Below are 17,234 nucleotides of genomic sequence, written 5' to 3'. Positions count from 1 at the left end.
TCTTCGAGACTCATCCGCAACGCTCCGTAGCGCACGTTCCGGCCCCCTGGCCCGTCACAGTCACAGAAAGTCGACGTGAACGGACCAAGGGGGCACGGAAGATGGAGCGGTACCGAATACGACGGCTGCGCGGAGTGCTGCTCGCGCTCACCACGGCGGGCGGCTTGCTGCTCACGGGCTGTGGCGGGGGCGACGGCGGCCACTCCTCGGCAGACAACAGCACCTACCCCAGCGGCCGCCCGGCCCCCGGCTACGCCAACGGCGGCGGAAGTACGGGCGGTACGGGCGGCACGGGCGAGCAGAAGAACGGCGACGAGTCGGACTCCGAATCGCGGGAGTTCGCACCCGCCCCCGACTACCTCTCCACCTTCGCCCTGGACGTCGACACCGCGTCCTACGGCTACGCCCGCCGCACCCTCGCCGAGGGCCGCCTGCCCGACCCCTCGACGGTCCGCCCCGAGGAGTTCGTCAACAGCTTCCGCCAGGACTACGTCCGCCCCGACGGCAACGGCTTCTCGGTCACCGTGGACGGCGCCCGCACCGACCGCGAGGACTGGTCCCTTGTAAGGGTCGGCCTGGCCACCCGCCCCGCCTCCGACCTCGGTGAACGCCCGCCCGCCGCCCTCACCTTCGTCATCGACATCTCCGGCTCCATGGCCGAACCGGGCCGCCTCGACCTCGCGAAGAGCTCCCTCGGCGTGATGACCAACCGGCTGCGCGACGACGACTCGGTCGCCCTCGTCACCTTCAGCGACGAGGCGGAGACGGTCCTGCCGATGACGCGCCTGGGCGGCAACCGGGACGAGGTCCACGACGCGATAGCCACCCTGGAACCCACGGACTCCACCAACCTCGGCGCGGGAGTGGAGACGGGCTACGAGACGGCTGTGGAAGGCATGAGGGAGGGCGCCACGAACCGCGTGGTCCTGGTCTCCGACGCCCTGGCCAACACGGGCGACACCGACGCGGACACGATCCTCGAACGCATCGCGTCCCAGCGCCGCGAGCACGGAATCACCCTGTTCGGCGTGGGAGTCGGCAGCGACTACGGCGACGCCCTGATGGAACGCCTCGCCGACAAGGGCGACGGCCACACGGCCTATGTCTCCACCGAGGACGACGCCCGCAAGGTCTTCTGCGAGGACCTCCCGCGCAACATCGACCTGACCGCCCGCGACGCCAAGGCCCAGATCGCCTTCGACCCGGCGACCGTCTCCGACTTCCGCCTCATCGGCTACGACAACCGTCAGGTCGCCGACGAGGACTTCCGTGACGACAGCGTCGACGGCGGCGAGACCGGCCCCGGCCACACCGTCACCGCCCTCTACGCCGTCCACACCAAGCCCGGCACCGAGGGCCACCTCGCCACGGCGAGCGTCCGCTGGCTCGACCCCGATTCCCGCGCCCCGCACGAGGAGTCGGGCCGCGTGGAGACGAGCTCCCTCCAGGACTCGGTCTGGAGCGCAAGCCCCCGCTTCCAGGTCACGGCCACGGCGGCCTATTTCGCAGACGCCCTGCGCTCGGGCGACGACCGCTGGAGCTCCCTCCCCGCCGCTCCGTCCCTGCGCGACCTGGAGGAACACGCCGAGGACTTGGCGAGGGAGACGGAGGACGGGGAGGTGTCGCAGTTGGCCGAGGCGATCGGCCGGGCGGGCGGGTTGATGGCTGAGCGGCGTTGAGCGGCGAGTGCCGTGGGTCCCGCCCGGGGCGGCTTGCGTGGACGCCGGTCAGGGTTCGATGACGAGGTCCTCGATCAGGCCGTCGCTGAGGGTGAAGCGGTAGTGCAGGTCCACCACCCCGCCCGGGAAGTTGCCCTCCAGGTGGTGGGTGGCGACGTAGTGGTCCGTGTCGACCTTCTCCGCGCCGGTGAGTTCGATCGTGTACGTGTACTCGCCGGCGGCATGGGTCAGCCACGTCTCGATCGCCGGGGCTCCCCGGTGGGTCTTGCCTTCGTCGGTCACGGTGGCGTCCGAGTGGAAGGCGCCGAGTGCGGTGGCGGTGTCATGGGCGCGGTGGGCGTCCAGATAGCGGGTGATCACCTGGGGCAGGGCGTCGGGAGCGATGTCCTGGGGCTGGTTGGTGCGCATGCCGGTCTCCTGATGGTGGCGGGGGTTCACACGGTGGGGACGGTGCCGCCGTCGATGACGTGCTCGGCGCCGACGATGGCGCGGGCGCGGTCGGAGGCGAGGAAGGCGATGAGTTCGGCGACTTCCTCGGGGTGGTTGGGGCGGCCCAGTGGGATGCCGCCGAGGGAGTCCATGAGCTGTTTCAGCGCCGCCTCGTGGGCGATGCCGGCGTTCTCGGCGATACGGGCGACGAGCTGGTCAGCCGCGGTGGTGCGGACGAAACCGGGGGCGACGGTGTTGACGCGGACGCCGTGCGGGGCGACCTCGTTGGCCAGGCCCTTGCTGTAGGTGGTCAGGGCTGCCTTGGCGGCGGCGTAGGCGAGAGTGCCGTTCCACAGCGGCATGCGGCGCTGGATCGAGGAGACGTGGACGATGACGCCCCGGCCGGCCTCGATCATGCCGCGCAGCAGGCCGCGGTCCAGGCGGACAGCGGCGAGGAGGTTGACGTTGAGCTCCATGGCCCAGTCGTCCTCTTCGAGGACCGCGTATCCGCCCGAGGGCGCCTGAGAACCGCCCAGGTTGTTGACCAGGATGTCGATTCCGCCCAGGCGGCGGAGGGCTTCCTCGACGACCGTGGCGGCCCCCTCGGGGGTGCCCAGGTCCGCGGTGATCATGTCCGGTGCCGCGACGTCGTCGGGGCGGCTGCGGGCGGTCACCAGCACGGTGGCACCGGCGTGGGCCAGGCGTCGGGCGACGGCCGCGCCGACCCCCTTCGTGCCACCGGTGACCAGGGCGCGCCGACCCTTCAGGGATTCGCTGATTGCTCTGACGGGGGTGGTCATGGCGAGTTCCGTTCCCGGCTGCGGGCAGGCGTGAGCGCCGCACCCGTCGTTACTGCTAAAATAGAAGCTAGTAACTTCGACTTTAGCAGTAACTCTTCGGAGGTGGTCAACCTTGGCAAGCCGCATCAGGGCAGAAGACCTCGAATGCCCGCTGTCCACGACGGTGCAGCACGTCGGCGAATGGTGGACGCTGCTGATCCTCCACGACGCCTTCGACGGCTACACCCGCTTCGACCAGTTCCAGGAGAACCTGGGCATCTCCACCAGCATGCTCACCGCACGCCTGAAAACCCTCGTCGCCGACGGCCTGCTGGAACGCCGCCCCTACCAGACCAGCCCGGTCCGCCACGAGTACGTCCTGACCGACCTGGGCCGCTCCCTGCGCCCGGTGATCGTCACACTCGCCGCTTGGGGCAACTCCCGTCTCACCCCCGAACGGCGCAGCATGATCCTGGTCGACACCGGCAGCGGTGAAGAGGTCGAACCCGTGGTCGTTGACGCCAAGACCGGCCGCCGCCTCGACGACAGCCAGGCCTACGTGTTCACGGCCGGCCCCGCCGCCGGCGACGCCATGCGCGCCCGCTACACCCGAACCACGTCAACGACACCACCGAGTCACCCGCACACCGACGGCACCGCCCGCTGAAGCCCCTTCAGATGCAGGACGTCCAGCTGATGGCCGTACGCCGACAAGGCAGCCGCGACGTACAGCCGAGGCTCGCACGACGGTGACGTCCGCAGCCGCTGCGTGTCCTTCAGGGTGGTCAGCAGCTCGGTGGTGATGCGGTCGAGGAGCGGGCGTACCTCCTTGACCAGGTCAGGACGCTCGGTGGGCCGCTCCTCGGGGTGCGCGTCCCAGCGTGCGTACAGGCCGCGCTGCACCACCTTGTTCGCCTCGATCTGGTCCCGGAACACGGCCCGTACGGCCTCCGGGTCCAGCCCGAGCCCGGTCGCCCGCGCGGCGACGTCGTCCAGGATCTGCTGCTCGCGCACCGGGTCGTCGATCGGCTTGTCGGTGCCGTACTTGGCGGCGGCCACCTTGTCGGCGACCAGCAGCCGCTCCGCGAACAGGTCGGTCAGCGCGGTGAGTCCGGCGGTGACAGGCGCAACGGAGGCCGCCGGTAGGGGAGTCGAGGTGTGGGCGGCGGCCGGTGCGGCGCCCGTGAGGGATACGGCCGCGGCTGCGCAGACAGCGACCAGGGCGGACCGGAGACGTCGGGAGTGCACGGGGTTCCTTCCGTGGGGGGGGGCGGTCGTACAGCAACGTACAGACGCGCACATCCTCACCGCGTCCCGACCCATTGACCTTCCCTTACGCGTGAGTAAGTTGACCCTTCAGTAAGTCCGACTGGCACCGGGAGCCGACATGGGCGTACGCAAGGATCTGAAGCGGGCGAAGCAGCGGACCGACCTGATGGATCGCACCAGAGTCGAGATCACCAAGGACGACGACGGTGTGGTCCGCGAGGCCCGCACCCCACCCCTCGCCTCGACGCCCACCACCGGAAGCATCGCCGACCTCCCCTTCACCAACGCCGCCGAGGACCCCACCGCGGTCGTCCTACGCCGCCAGCAGCAGGGCGCCTGGCAGCCGGTGACCGCCACCGCCTTCGCCCGCGAAGTCACCGCCGTCGCCAAGGGGTTGATCGCCGCCGGGCTCGAACCCGGCGGGCGCGTCGCCGTGATGTCCCGCACCCGCTACGAGTGGACGGTCCTGGACTTCGCCATCTGGGCCGCCGGCGGCCAGACCGTCCCCATCTACGCCACGTCCTCCGCCGACCAGGTCGAGTGGATCGTCCGCGACTCGGGCGCCCGTCACGTCGTCACGGAGACGAAGGAGAACACCGAGACGGTCATGACTGGTACGGCCGGACACGAACAGGCGCCGCACATCTGGCAGTTGGAGACTGACGACGCCCTCGGCACCCTCACCACCCTCGGCCGGCACCTCCCCGACGACGAGGTCACCAAGCGCCGTGCGGCCCTCACCCCCGACACCATCGCGACCCTCTGCTACACCTCCGGCACCACCGGCAAACCGAAGGGCTGCGTCCTCACCCACGCCAACCTGCACGCCGAGGCCGCCAACACGGTCGAGCTGCTGCACCCGATCTTCAAGGAGGTCACCCGCCAGACCGCCTCGACCCTCCTCTTCCTCCCGCTCGCCCACATCCTCGGCCGCAGCCTCCAGATCGCGTGCCTGATGGCCCGTATCGAGATCGGCCACTGCCCGAGCATCAAGCCGGACGAACTCCGCCCGGCGCTCAGGGAGTTCCGCCCCACCTTCCTCGTCGGCGTCCCGTACCTCTTCGAGAAGATCCACGACACCGGCCGCGCGACCGCCGAGAAGATGGGCCGCGCCGCCTCCTTCGACCGCGCCGACCGCGTCGCCGTCCGCTTCGGCGAGGCCTACCTGCACAAGTTCCTCGGCAGCGGCAAGGGCCCCGGCCCCGGCCTCTACGCCGCCTGGGCGCTGTACGACCTGCTGGTCTACCGCCGCGTCCGCAAGGAACTCGGCGGCCGCATGAGCTACGCCATCAGCGGCGGCTCCCCGCTGGACCGCAACCTCAACCTGTTCTTCTACGCCGCCGGCATCCTCGTCTACGAGGGCTACGGCCTGACCGAGACGACGGCCGCCGCCACCATCGTCCCGCCCCTGAGCCCCCGCCCGGGCACCGTCGGCCGGCCCGTCCCCGGTACCGCCGTCCGTATCGCCGACGACGGCGAGGTCCTCATCAAGGGCGGCATCGTCTTCGGCTCGTACTGGAACAACCCCGCCGCCACCGACGCCGTCCTCCAGGGCGACTGGTTCGCCACCGGCGACCTCGGCGCCCTCGACGAGGACGGCTACCTCACCATCACCGGCCGCAAGAAGGACATCCTCGTCACCTCCGGCGGCAAGAACGTCTCCCCGGCCGTCCTGGAGGACCGCCTGCGCAGCCGCTCGCCGATCGGCCAGTGCCTCGTCGTCGGCGACAACCGACCCTTCATCGGCGCCCTCATCACCCTCGACCCGGACGCCGTCACCCACTGGCTCGCGGTGCGCAGGATGCCCGCCGACACCCCGCTGTCCGAAGTGATCCAGGACCCCCGGATGCGCGCGGACGTCCAAAGGGCCGTCGACTACACCAACGAGGCCGTCTCCCGGGCCGAGTCGATCCGCGCCTTCGTCCTGGTCGAGGGCGAGTTCAGCGAGGACAACGGGATGCTCACCCCGTCCCTGAAGGTCAAACGGCACGCGGTGACGAAGGCGTACGCGGACGAGATCGAGACGCTGTACGGCAGCTGACGGCCCGTTCGGCCGCACCCGCCGCGTGCCCGTTCGGCCGCACTCCAATGGTGCGGCCGACGCGGATATGACTACGTATCACTACGTGAGAGGAGCGCACCGAGCAGCGCACCAAGGAGGACGCATGGCCCCTGACCGTCGCCGGTCCGCCCTCAGAGGGCCGGCGTTCCTCACCGTCGCGGTGGTCGCCGCGGCGGCCCTCGCCCCCGGCACGGCATTCGCGACGTCGGCCCCCGCCCCGTCCCCGCCACCCTCGGGCGGCGCGCACTCCCCGCAGGGCGTGCCCGCGCGCAGCCCCGCGTTCGGCGCGTACCTGCACTACGGCCCCACCGGGGTGAAGCGCATGCAGGAGCTCGCCCGCTGGCTCGGCGGCCAGGAGCCGCGCGTGGGGCACACGTATCTGCCGGGGGACCTGTGGCACAACATCGAGGGCGCGCACGGCTTCCTCGACAGCTGGGCCAAGTGGCGGCGCGCCAAGTCCGACCGGATGCTCGTGCTCAACGTGCCGATGATGGAACGCAACGAGGCGAACCTCCCCGACGCCTCCGTCCGCAAGCTGCTGCGGCGCGCCGCGGCCGGCGCGTTCGACAAGCACTTCGAGGTGCTCGCCGAGCGGCTGGTCGACCTGGGTGTGCCGGACACGGTCATCGTGCTCGGCTGGGAGATGAACGGCATCACCTACACCCACCGCTGCGGCCCCGACCCGGACAGCTGGAAGCGGTACTGGCGGCGCGTCGTCGACGTGATGCGCTCGGTCGACGGGCAGCGGTTCAAGTTCGACTTCGCCCCGAGCCGGGGCATGGACGCGATCCCCTGGCCCGAGTGCTACCCCGGCGACGACGTCGTCGACATCATCGGCATGGACGCCTACGACCAGCCGCAGGGACTCGGCTTCGACGACCAGGTCGCCGAGCCCTACGGCCTGCGGCACCACGTGGACTTCGCACGCAAGCACGGCAAGCCGATCTCGTATCCCGAGTGGGGCCTGTTCCGCAACGGCGACAACATCACGTACATGCTGCGCATGCTGGCCTGGATGGACGAGCACAAGCCGCTGTACAACACCATCACCGACTACTGCCCGCACGGCGTGTGGCTGTGCTCCGACAACCCCCGCGCCTCCGCCCTGTACCGCGTGCTGCTGTCCTCCACTCCCGTCCTGCCGCACCCGAAACCCGGGCCCGCGGTCGACGCGCCGACCTCGCCCCAGGCCGCCGCCGAGCCGGACCCGAAACCGGCGTCGACGCCCACGGCCCGACCCTCCAAGCTGCCGCGGTGCACGCCGGTCGACCTGGACGAGTGGCTGAAGCACCGGGCCGGCGGCAAGCTCACCGTGTGTCTGCAGTGGGGGGAGCGCCATCGGCGCTAGCGGAGCCGGAGGGGGCGCGCAGGAGCTTCTTGGCCCGGCGCCGGGCGGCGTCCTCGGCGACGGCGGCCGCCAGCAGCGGGAGGGTGCGGCGCCGGGCCAGCAGGAAGCGCTGGTTGACGGCCGTCCGAGGGCACCAGCGGTACTTGTACGGTTCGTCGCCGCGCAGCATGCTCAGCGTCCGCACCTGGCGGGGGAACGGGTGCTCGGCGGACTCGAGGTGCCCGCTGGCCGCGTGCAGCAGCATCGTCGCCACGTCCACCTTCCGGTCCCGCAGTTGCGGGTGGAAGCCGTACATGTACATGCCCGCCAACTGCCCCGACAGCAGCGTGATGTTGACCGCCACCACCGAGCCTTCGAGCACGAACTCCGTCGTCGCGGCCTTCCCGGTCCGGGCCAGCGGGACCGCCGCCCGGACCAGGTGCTCCAGGAACCGTGGCCGCAGATGCTCCGCCGAGACCCGTCTGCCCTCCCACTGCAGCCGGTGCAGTTCGAGGAGTCGGCGCACCGCGGCCTCGGTCTCGTCGTGGGGTACGACGCGCCACTCCAGGCCGAGCCGGCCGAGCTGGTTCACCTTGCTGCGGATCCGCCGGGCGCGCCCCACCGGCAGCCGCCCCACCAGCTCGCCCATCGGAACGGCCGGCAGGTCCAGGCACACCGAGTCGCTGGTGCGGTGCCGCGGGCCGCGCCAGCAGAGGTAGACCCGCTCCATCGCGCCGCCCGGCCGCACCTCGCCGAAGTCGACGAGAGCGGTACGGGCGAGCCCGGCCAGGCCGTCCGCCAGCGCCGCGGCACCGGGAACGCCCACCTCCTCGTCGAGGAGCACATCGCAGAAGTCGGTGATGGCGCCGCCGATCGGCACCAGCGCCGGCAACGGCCGGCGCACCCGCATCAGCGGTGCCGCGGCCACCAGTTCACCGCCCCGGCGCACCAGGACGAGCCGCAGCGCGCCCGCTCTGCCGTACGACAGCCACCACGAGTGCAGCCAGGCGTGGCTCTGGAACGGCGTCGCCGACGGGCACGCCCGGTACAGGCGCTCCCAGTCCTCGGCCAGAGCGGCGAAGGTATGCCCGTCGGTGCACACCTCCACCGACAGCGCGCTGCCCGACCCGGTCATCCACGCGTCCCGTGGGCGTCGGCGGCATTGGCCGGGCCGGGTACCGATGCCCGGCCCGTGTCGTCGTCGTCCTCGGTCCGCCGCGGCCGGGCCAGCAGCCCGAGGCCGCCCAGCAGACCCCCGGCGCTCGCGCCCACGAGGCCGGTCAGCGCCGGGGACGCGGACGACGGCTCGGTGGGCCGCGCGGCCCGCGACAGGCGCTCCAGCTTGATGCCGGTGTCGTCCTTGGTGTGGTCGGCCTGGGTGAGCAGCGCCCGGGACACGGCGTTGGCGATGTCCACCGCCTCACCCGGGTCCGGCGAGGTCGCCGAGACCGCGACCATCGGCGCGTCCGGCGACGTCGCGACGTCCACGCTCTCGCGCAGCGTCGAGACCGGCACACCCGCCCACACCTGCGCGTCGCCGAGCACCGCGAGCTGCTTGGCCACCCGGCCGTACGCCTGCGCGAAGCCGAGCGCGTCGGTGCAGTCGGCGTCGGTCCGGCCGTTGGGCACGGCGACGACGGAACTCGTCGCCGTGAACTGCGGCGGCCTCAGCTGGCCGTAGGCGCCACCGGCCACGGCACCGATCAGCGCACCGGCCGGCAGCCACCACCACAAGGGCAGCCGCCGCATGCGCGCACGGTCGAACAGCGGGTCACGCCCAGCGGGGTTGTCTGTCATGAGGAACTCACTTCCAGGTTCGAACCGGACAGAGCGGCCGTGTACAGATCCATCAGCTGCCGTGCGGTGGCCGCGATGTCGTAGCGGCGTACGGCGTCCGGGGCGCTGCGCTCGCCCGGTCCCGCCGCCCGCAGCCGCAGCACCTCGCGCGCGTACGCCCCGGCGCCGCCCGTGACCCGCCGGGCACCGGGCGCCGCGCCCGGCGTCAGGTCCTCGACGGCGGGGCAGCTCGCGTACAGCACGGGCAGCCCGGCCGCCAGCGCCTCCACCACGGCCAGCCCGAAGGACTCCTCCGGCGACGGCGAGGCGAGCACGTCCATCGCGGACAGCAGGGCGATCAGGTCGGGCGCCTCGTCGGTGGGGTCCGGCAGACACGGCCGCTCGCCGGTCAGCAGCACCCGGTTCGAGACCCCCAGGTCCCGCGCGGTCTGCCGCAGCACATCCCCTTCGGGCCCGCCGCCGACCAGCAACAGCCATACGTCGCCGGGCAGCAGGGCCAGCGCCCGCAGCAGCAGGTCGAAGCGCTTGCCCGGCGTCAGGCGCCCCACCCCGCCGACGACGTACGCGCCCTCGGGCAGCCCGAGGAACGCCCGGGCCTCCTCGCGGCGCGCCGCGTCGTAGCGGAAGCGGGGCGCGTCGATGCCGTTCGGGATGACGCGGATGCGCTGCCCGGGCACGCCCCAGTGCCGCAGCTGTTCGGCCACCGTCGGTGAGACGGCCACCGTGGCCTGGCCGAGCCGCTCGCCGGCCAGATACAGCCCGCGTACGCCCACGTTGTGCGCCCGGCCCTCCACCCCGGTGGCGCCGATGGAGTGCTCGGTGGCCACGACGGTGCGAACTCCCGCGAGCCGCGCCGCGATCCGGCCGTAGAGACAGGCCCGGTACAGGTGCGTGTGCACCAGGTCGTAGCCGCCGTCGCGGATCAGCCGGGTGAGGCGGGGGAGGGCAGCCAGGTCGCGGTTGCCGCTCATGCCGAGATGGGTGACGTGCACACCGTCGGCGGTCAGCCCCGCGGCGACCGGGCCGGGGTTGGTGAGGGTCACCACGTCGCACTGCGCGGGCAGGTGACGCAGGAGCAGGCGCAGCTGCTGTTCGGCGCCGCCGACGCCGAGGCCGGTGATGACGTGCAGGGCCTTCACACGGCCTCCAGTGCGCGTCCGCAGACCCGGGCCAGGCGCCGCTTCAGCTCCAGCCGCATCGAGGTGTCCGCCTCGCCGATGTGGATGCGGGGCAGCGCGAGGTCGCCGGAGCCGGCCGGGCCGGGCTTGATCGCGCAGGCGTAGCGGTAGCCGGCGCGGCGTACGGCGTCGACGGCCCGGTCGTCGAGATGGCCGTACGGGTAGCAGAAGCCCTCGACGTCGTCGCCGGTGATCCGGGCGAGCTGGTGCCTGCTCTCGGTGACCTCGGCGTCCAGCTCCTCGTCGTGGGCCGCGGTCAGATCGATGTGGTGCAGCCCGTGCGAGGCGATCTCCATGCCCGCGTCGGCGGCGAAGCGGATGCCGTCCGCGTCGAGCAGGGCCTTGCGCGGGCCGATCAGCTCCCAGGCGTTCTCGCCGTCGAGCAGCCCCGCCAGCACGAACACGGTCGCCGTGAAGCCCCAGCGGTGCAGCACGGGCAGGGCGGTGGTGACGAAGTCGGTGTACCCGTCGTCGAAGGTGAGGCCCACCAGGCCGCGCTCCTGACCGTGGGCGCGCGCCGCGAGCAGCTCGCGGACGCTCACGCCGCGCAGTCCGCGCGCGGCCAGCCAGGCGAACTGCCGCTCCAGGCGCCCGGGGGTGACGGTGATGTCGTACGGGTCGTCCGGGCAGTTCGAGACGGAGTGGTACATGGCCACCCAGGCGGCGGGCGGCCGCTTCGGGCGTCCCTGCGGGACCGGGGCGGGAAGGGGTTCGGCCGCGGGTGGCGCGGCCGTGATGTCAGCGACCATGGCGAAGCTTTCGTGTGACGGAGCTACGGACGGAATGCGCGACGGGAAGCAGGAGGGAGCGGGCGCCGGCCGCGTCGAGGACCCAGGCCAGCAGGACGAAGACGGCGGTCACGGACAGACAGCAGGCGGCGACGCAGGCCGCGGGCGAGTCGAACTGCCGCGCGCACACCAGCCCGGCCACGGTGGCGCAGACGGCCGCGCGCACCGGCCGGGACAGTTCGGCGACGACGAGGCGAACGCGCACGGGCACGGCGCGCGGCCCGAGCCCCAGCAGCAGGAGCAGCGCGGTGAGGGTGATGCCGGCCGCGTTGGCCGCGGCGATGCCGCGCGCGCCCCAGGGGTCCACGGCCCACAGGCCGATCCCGGCGGTCGCGAGCGCGCCCGCGCCCATCGAGGCCAGCGGGAACCAGGTGGTGCGGCCCGTCGAGAAGTACGACCGCACGAGCGCCCCCACCAGCGTCTGACCCAGCAGGCCGAGCGCGTACACCCGCATGACGGCGGCGGTGGCGGCGGTGTCCTGCGCGGTGAACGCGCCGCGCTGGAACAGCAGTTGGACGATCTGCGGGGCTCCGGCGACGACCACCGCGGCGCCGAGCAGGACGAGGCAGGCCATCAGCGCCAGGTCCCGCTCGACCCGCTCACCGGCCCGCCGTGTGTCGCCCTCGGCGATGGCCCGCGCCACCACCGGGAAGGTGACGACGCACACCATCATCGACAGTGACATCGGCAACTGGGCGACCTTCTGGGCGTAGTTGAGGTGCGAGATCGCCCCGGCGGGCAGCCCGGCGGCGAGGAACCGCTCGATGAGGACCTGCGACTGCCGGCACAGGGCGAACAGCAGCACCGCGCAGACCAGCCCGAGCGCGACCGTCCGGCCACCGTCCCCCTCGTACGGGGACGCCGGCGCCGGCGCCGCAGGCTCGGGCCGCCGGGCGATGCGCCGCCACAGCGACGGCGCCTGTACGGCGGCCATGAGGCATCCGCCGAGCGCGACACCGAGAGCGGCGGCCCGTACGCCCCAGCGCGCGCCGAGGGCGAACATCGTGGTGATGATCGCGATGTTGTACGCGATGTAGATGGCGCCGGGGGCGAGATAGCTGCGGTGGGCCCGAAGCGCCGCGCTGCAGTAGCCGGCCAGCCCGAAGCTCAGCACGCAGGTCGCGGTGAGCCGGGTGCAGGACACGGCCAGGGACGGGTCGGACAGGCCCGGCGCGAGGAGGGAGACCAGCAGCGGCGCCCCGGCCGCGAGCAGGGCCGCCGCACCGGCGAGGGCCAGGCACAGCCGCGGCAGCGAGGCGGCGACCAGGGCCCGCACGGGGTCGGGGGAGCCGGGTCCGTGCGCCGCCCGGCGGGCCAGCGCCAGGCTGAACGCCGGCACCAGCACGAACGCCATGCCGTCCTCGATCAGCAGCGTGGACGCCATCTCCGGCACCGTCCAGGCCACCAGGAACGCGTCGCTCTGCGCACCCGCACCGAAGAGATGCGCCAGCACCTGATCCCGCCCGAGCCCGAGCACCGCCCCGGCCATCGACAGCGCGGCGGACAACAGGGTCGCCCGAGCGAGAAAGCGGCGGGTGGGAGCGCTGGGGCGGCGGGAGGTCGAGGAGTGGGGTCGGGTGTGGGGGGCGGGTGGGCGAGCGGGGTGTTCGCCGGTCGGGTGGGGGGCTTTTGGGTCGGTCGCATGGTCGGGGCGCGGCCTGCCCACCCGGGCTCTCGTGCCCGTCGGGTGCGGGGTGCTCACGTCGGCCGGGGGCGTGGCGTCGGCGCCGTCGGCCCGGAAGCCGGCGGTCGCGGCGAGGGCGTCCCCGGGCGTCGCCGGGCCGGGACTCATCGTGCGCCCGATTCCGTGGCCGGGGCCGTCACCGGGGCGCTCGGTTCGTTGTGCCCCAGCCCCCACCACGCGGCCATGCCGAAGCAGATGGCCGTCAGGACCGTGGAGGGTCCGCCGATGTCGGCGTACAGGAAGTTGACGAGCTGCCACAGCAGCAGCCCGCAGATCGGCACCGCGCACTCCCGGGCGAGCCCGCTACTGCGCCGCAGCCGGAGCACCGCGCACACCAGCAGCGCCAGCCAGCTGCCCGCGACCGTGACCAGGCCCACCATGCCCTGCTCGCTCAGCAGCAGCAGATACATGTTGTGCGGGGAGAGCAAGGGCTGGCGCCGGTAGGCCTGGCCCGCTCCCTCCGTGTCGCTGCCCGACGACAGCGCGAGCGAGGCATGGCCGTCCCGGTACGCCGGAAACGCCTTCAGGCCCACGCCGGTCACCGGGTGCTCGCGCCACATGCCGGCAGCCGCGGCCCACATGGTGTAGCGGTCGACGACCGACTGGTCCGGCGCGTCGGTGACCTGCGTGATGCTGGTCAGCCGCTCCTGCAAGGCGCTCGCGCCCACGCCGAGCCCGCCGACCAGCACCACCGAGGCCGCGATGGCCGCCGCGAACACCTTCGCCGCCCGCCGCACTCCCGCCGTCAGCAGCTGCGCCCCGCAGGCCAGGGCCGTCGCGATCCAGGCGCCCCGGCTGAAGGACAGCGCGAGCGGCACCAGCAGGGCCAGCGCGCATCCGGTCGCCAGGATCCGCTGCCGTCGCTGCGGCGCCCCGAGCGCGAGCCCGGTCGCGGCCACCGCCCCGAGGGCGACGACGATCGCCATGCCCATCACGTCGGACGGCCCGAAGGTGCCCACGGCCCGGATGAAGGCCCCTTGATACGAGGCTCCGGTCCCGGTGAGGTACTGCTTCACGCCGATCGCGCCCTGCCACAGCGCGAGGCCGACCAGGGACCAGAGCAGCAGCCGCGCCCCTCGCCGGTCGCGCACCAGCAGCATCACCGCGACCGGGAGGAGCACGAACACCTGGAGATAGCGGGCCAGTCCGGTGATCGCGTCGGAGGCGGTCACCGCACCCGCCGCGGCGACCGCGATGCCCACCACGGGCAGCCCGAACACCACCGCCGCGGTCCGCGTCAGCGGTCGCCGCGCCCGCAGCACGGTGTCGACGAGCGCCCACAGCACGACGAGCGCCGAGGCGGCGTCGGCGGGATTCGCGGAACTGTCCGGCACGACCGGCAGCCCCAGCAGGACGACGACCGCGACGACCGGCAGCACGGACAGGACGGGCCGCACGGAGCGGACCCGGCGCCGCGCCGACGGCGACATCCTGAGCGCCGGCCGGGGAGGGGCTGCCGTATCAGTGCTCACCGGCGCTCAGCTCCCCGTCGGCCGGACGAACTGGGCCGCCGTGCGCAGCAGGATGCAGACGTCCTGCCACAGCGACCAGTTGTCGATGTAGGCGTTGTCGTAGCGGCACCGGTCCTCGATCGAGGTGTCGCCGCGCAGCCCCTGGATCTGGGCGAGCCCGGTGATCCCGGTCCGCATCCGGTGGCGGGCCGGATAGCCGGGGTGGGTCTGGCTGAACTCGGCGACGAAATAGGGCCGTTCGGGCCGGGGCCCGACCAGGCTCATGTCGCCGCGGAAGACGTTCCACAGCTGGAGCAGCTCGTCCAGCGAGGTGCGGCGCAGGAAGTGGCAGAAGCGGCTCATGTCCTGCTCGTTCGCCACGCTCCAGCGGGTCGCCGCCTCGTGCGCGCTGGCGGGCCGGTGGGTGCGCAGCTTCAGCATCGTGAACGGCCGCCCGTCCTTGCCGACCCGCTCCTGCCGGAACACCACGCCCGGCCCGTCCGTGACCCGCAGCACGAGCGCGCACACCAGCAGCACCGGCGCGGCCAGCACCAGCAGCGCCCCGGAGAGCACCACGTCGAGCGCCCGCTTGCCCGCGCTGCCGCGGCGCCGCCCGCCCTCCGGCCGCAGCAACCGGCGCGAGAACCCGGCCAGATGCCCCGACTCCGGGCGGTGCCCGGCCAAGCCGTACGACGGCGGATCCGCGTCCAGCTCCCACAGCGCGCAGCCGTGCGCGGCCAGCGCCCGCAGCACCGCGGCCTTCTCCACCCGGGTGGCGGCCCCCACCACGAGGACCGTGCCCACACCGTTCTGGATGAGCGCGCGGCGCGCCGCCGGCGCGGTGGTGAGTACCGGCAGCCCGAGCTCGTCGTCGGCTTCGCCGAGGACCTCCGGGTCGTCGGCGACGAGCCCCACCGGCCGTACCCCGCAGTCGGGTTGGCGCAGCAGCGCCGCCGACACCCGGCGGGCCGCCGCGAGGGGGCCGACCACCAGGGCCGGACAGGGCCGGCGGCGCAGCGCCCGGCGCCGCAGCCCGTGCACCGCCGTGCGGCCGGCGCAGGCCGCCGCGCAGTGCGCGGCGACCACGGCGGCCGGCAGGGCCGGCGTCTCCGACCGCAGCGGGGAGAGCGCCACGACGACGGCCCAGCCGACGGCGATCCGGCCGCAGACGGCGGGCAGTTCGTCGAGCACGCCGGTCGCCGCGGAGGTGTCGTAGAGGGAGGCGCGCCGGTTCAGCCACAGCACACCGAGCATCAGCAGGGCGACGACCAGCGGGTACCGGTGCGGCGCGGGCAGGACCAGGGCGCCCAGCAGGGCCGCGGCGCCGTCGACGAGCCACAGCGACGTCCGGGAGGCCCGGGTTGCGCGGGAGGTCCATTGCGGACGGCGAGGTCCCCGCCCGGCGGTCCCCCGGCGTCCGGCGGCCTGGCCGCGCGGGGCGAGGACGGAGACGGCGCCCTGGGCCGCCCGCTGCGGCCCCGCCGGCGAGGCAACGGTACTTTCCGCGGTCATGTGGGGATGCACTTCCTGCCCTCGTTGGATCCGGCGGCTTGCGCGGAGGAGACGCCGAGCAGCTCGCGGTACACGTCGGTCACTGCGTCCGTGGCCCGCCGCAGATCGTGGGCGTGGAGCACATGCGAGCGGCCCCGCGCGCCCAGCGCCGAGCGCAGCGGCTCGTCGCACAGCAGCGCCGTGAGCGCCCGCGCCAGCGCCCCGGGGTCCTCCGACGGCACCAGGCAGTCCGGCCGATGGGCGGGCGGAAGGCTCTCGGCCGCCCCGTCCACGTCTGTGACGACGACCGGCCGGGCACACGCCATGGCCTCCAGCGGGGCGAGCGCCATGCCCTCCCAGCGCGACGGCAGGACCACGACATCGGCGGCCCGGTACCAGGCGGCGGTGTCCGGCGTCCCGCCGGCGAACTCCACCGACGCCGGCGCTTCCGCGCGCAGCCGCGCCGCGTCCGGGCCGTCACCGACCAGCACCAGCCGGGCCCCGGCCACCTGCCGTACCACCTCGGGCCAGGCCCGCAGGAGCACGTCCTGCCCCTTCTGGCGGCACAGCCGGCCCACGCACACCACGAGCGGACCCGCCCCGGACCGCGCGCTGTCCCCCTCCGGCCGGAACCGGTCGGTGTCGACACCGTTGGGGACCACCCGCCACCGGGCGGTGATGCCGGCCCGGTAGCCGGTACGCCGCTCGGCCTCGCTCACGCACAGCACCCGCGCCGCCCAGCGCGCGCCGAACCGCTCCCAGGCCAGCGCCAGCCGCGTGACGGCTCCGTCGGCGGCCTCGAACGACCAGGCGTGCGGCTGGAAGACGGTGGGCAGGGCGCCGCGCACCGCGAGCCGGGCCGCGAGTCCGGCCTTCGCGCTGTGCGCGTGCACCAGGTCCGGCCGCGCATCGTGCACCAGCCGCGCCAACCGCCGTACCTCGCCCGGGAGCCGGTGCCCCGGTGAGCGGGTCGCGTCCCAGCGCAGGACCCGGCAGCCCAGCGCGCGTACGTCGTACGCCAGCGTGCCGCCTCTCGGACAGGCCACGGTCACCCGCAGCCCCGCGGCGAGTTGCGCCGCGGCCAGGTCCGTCACGACCCGTGCGACACCCCCCTCGACGGGCTGGGCGACATGCAGGATGTGCGGCGCGATGCGCATGACCGAAGCTGCCCTTCCGAAGAAATGAGTCCGAACCAGTAACACGATGTGTGGCTCGCGTTCCCGATATAAGATCCCGCGCCTGTTCGAGAGGGTCTGCGCTTCAACCGGCTTCGTGGGTTCAGCAGATAAGCAGTACCAGC

At 73.3% G+C, this 17,234-nt stretch carries 15 protein-coding genes; 4 read left to right on the top strand and 11 right to left on the bottom strand.

The features are described 5' to 3' along the window. The first annotated feature begins 101 nt into the window (after positions 1 to 101). Complete coding sequence (locus OG254_RS18015; RefSeq protein ID WP_405582962.1) at positions 102 to 1,679, top strand: von Willebrand factor type A domain-containing protein; 1,578 nt, start codon at positions 102 to 104, stop codon at positions 1,677 to 1,679. A 48-nt stretch (positions 1,680 to 1,727) separates the two neighbouring features. On the opposite strand, the gene OG254_RS18010 is transcribed toward OG254_RS18015, so the two are convergent. Beyond that, on the bottom strand, positions 1,728 to 2,087 hold the full coding sequence (locus tag OG254_RS18010; protein WP_405582960.1) for a nuclear transport factor 2 family protein: 360 nt from the start codon (positions 2,085 to 2,087) through the stop codon (positions 1,728 to 1,730). 26 nt (positions 2,088 to 2,113) lie between these two features. Next, positions 2,114 to 2,908 carry an SDR family oxidoreductase gene (locus OG254_RS18005; protein WP_405582958.1) on the bottom strand — a complete coding sequence of 265 codons (795 nt, stop codon included), beginning with the start codon at positions 2,906 to 2,908 and terminating at the stop codon, positions 2,114 to 2,116. A 112-nt stretch (positions 2,909 to 3,020) separates the two neighbouring features. Between OG254_RS18005 and OG254_RS18000 the strand changes: the two genes are divergently transcribed. Further along, complete coding sequence (locus tag OG254_RS18000) at positions 3,021 to 3,554, top strand: winged helix-turn-helix transcriptional regulator (RefSeq protein WP_405582956.1); 534 nt, start codon at positions 3,021 to 3,023, stop codon at positions 3,552 to 3,554. On the opposite strand, the gene OG254_RS17995 is transcribed toward OG254_RS18000, so the two are convergent. Beyond that, positions 3,524 to 4,135 (bottom strand): chorismate mutase, encoded by a 612-nt coding sequence (locus OG254_RS17995; RefSeq protein ID WP_405582954.1) that lies wholly within the window; start codon positions 4,133 to 4,135, stop codon positions 3,524 to 3,526. The genes OG254_RS18000 and OG254_RS17995 overlap by 31 nt on opposite strands. 139 nt (positions 4,136 to 4,274) lie before the next feature. Here OG254_RS17995 and OG254_RS17990 point away from each other — a divergent pair, with 139 nt between their 5' ends. After that, on the top strand, positions 4,275 to 6,197 hold the full coding sequence (locus OG254_RS17990; RefSeq protein ID WP_405582952.1) for an AMP-dependent synthetase/ligase: 1,923 nt from the start codon (positions 4,275 to 4,277) through the stop codon (positions 6,195 to 6,197). A gap of 124 nt (positions 6,198 to 6,321) precedes the next feature. After that, positions 6,322 to 7,566, top strand: coding sequence for a glycoside hydrolase family 26 protein (locus tag OG254_RS17985; protein ID WP_405582950.1), 1,245 nt, complete (start codon positions 6,322 to 6,324; stop codon positions 7,564 to 7,566). On the opposite strand, the gene OG254_RS17980 is transcribed toward OG254_RS17985, so the two are convergent. Genes OG254_RS17980 through OG254_RS17945 form a run of 8 tightly spaced genes read right to left on the bottom strand, consistent with a single transcriptional unit; the run spans position 7,526 to position 17,091 of the window. Continuing rightward, positions 7,526 to 8,680, bottom strand: coding sequence for a GNAT family N-acetyltransferase (locus tag OG254_RS17980; protein WP_405582948.1), 1,155 nt, complete (start codon positions 8,678 to 8,680; stop codon positions 7,526 to 7,528). The two genes, OG254_RS17985 and OG254_RS17980, sit on opposite strands and share 41 nt — an antisense overlap. Then, positions 8,677 to 9,342 carry a lipopolysaccharide biosynthesis protein gene (locus tag OG254_RS17975; RefSeq protein ID WP_405582946.1) on the bottom strand — a complete coding sequence of 222 codons (666 nt, stop codon included), beginning with the start codon at positions 9,340 to 9,342 and terminating at the stop codon, positions 8,677 to 8,679. Before OG254_RS17975 ends, OG254_RS17980 begins: the two co-directional genes overlap by 4 nt. Then, complete coding sequence (locus OG254_RS17970) at positions 9,339 to 10,481, bottom strand: glycosyltransferase (protein ID WP_405582944.1); 1,143 nt, start codon at positions 10,479 to 10,481, stop codon at positions 9,339 to 9,341. The genes OG254_RS17975 and OG254_RS17970 overlap by 4 nt, the downstream gene beginning before the upstream one ends. After that, positions 10,478 to 11,269: a polysaccharide deacetylase family protein gene (locus OG254_RS17965; protein WP_405582942.1), complete on the bottom strand. Its 792-nt coding sequence runs from the start codon at positions 11,267 to 11,269 to the stop codon at positions 10,478 to 10,480. The genes OG254_RS17970 and OG254_RS17965 overlap by 4 nt, the downstream gene beginning before the upstream one ends. Next, on the bottom strand, positions 11,259 to 13,100 hold the full coding sequence (locus tag OG254_RS17960; RefSeq protein ID WP_405582940.1) for a lipid II flippase MurJ: 1,842 nt from the start codon (positions 13,098 to 13,100) through the stop codon (positions 11,259 to 11,261). Before OG254_RS17960 ends, OG254_RS17965 begins: the two co-directional genes overlap by 11 nt. After that, positions 13,097 to 14,422, bottom strand: coding sequence for an O-antigen ligase family protein (locus OG254_RS17955; RefSeq protein WP_405595052.1), 1,326 nt, complete (start codon positions 14,420 to 14,422; stop codon positions 13,097 to 13,099). The genes OG254_RS17960 and OG254_RS17955 overlap by 4 nt, the downstream gene beginning before the upstream one ends. A gap of 48 nt (positions 14,423 to 14,470) precedes the next feature. Continuing rightward, positions 14,471 to 15,955: an exopolysaccharide biosynthesis polyprenyl glycosylphosphotransferase gene (locus tag OG254_RS17950; RefSeq protein WP_405582938.1), complete on the bottom strand. Its 1,485-nt coding sequence runs from the start codon at positions 15,953 to 15,955 to the stop codon at positions 14,471 to 14,473. After that, entirely contained in the window at positions 15,952 to 17,091 is a 1,140-nt protein-coding gene (locus OG254_RS17945) for a glycosyltransferase (protein WP_405582936.1), read from the bottom strand. The genes OG254_RS17950 and OG254_RS17945 overlap by 4 nt, the downstream gene beginning before the upstream one ends. Positions 17,092 to 17,234: the final 143 nt, after the last annotated feature.

It is taken from the genome of Streptomyces sp. NBC_01092 (genome assembly GCF_045039535.1).
Taxonomy (GTDB): Bacteria; Actinomycetota; Actinomycetes; order Streptomycetales; family Streptomycetaceae; genus Streptomyces.
This window is presented reverse-complemented; position numbering and strand designations above follow the sequence as displayed.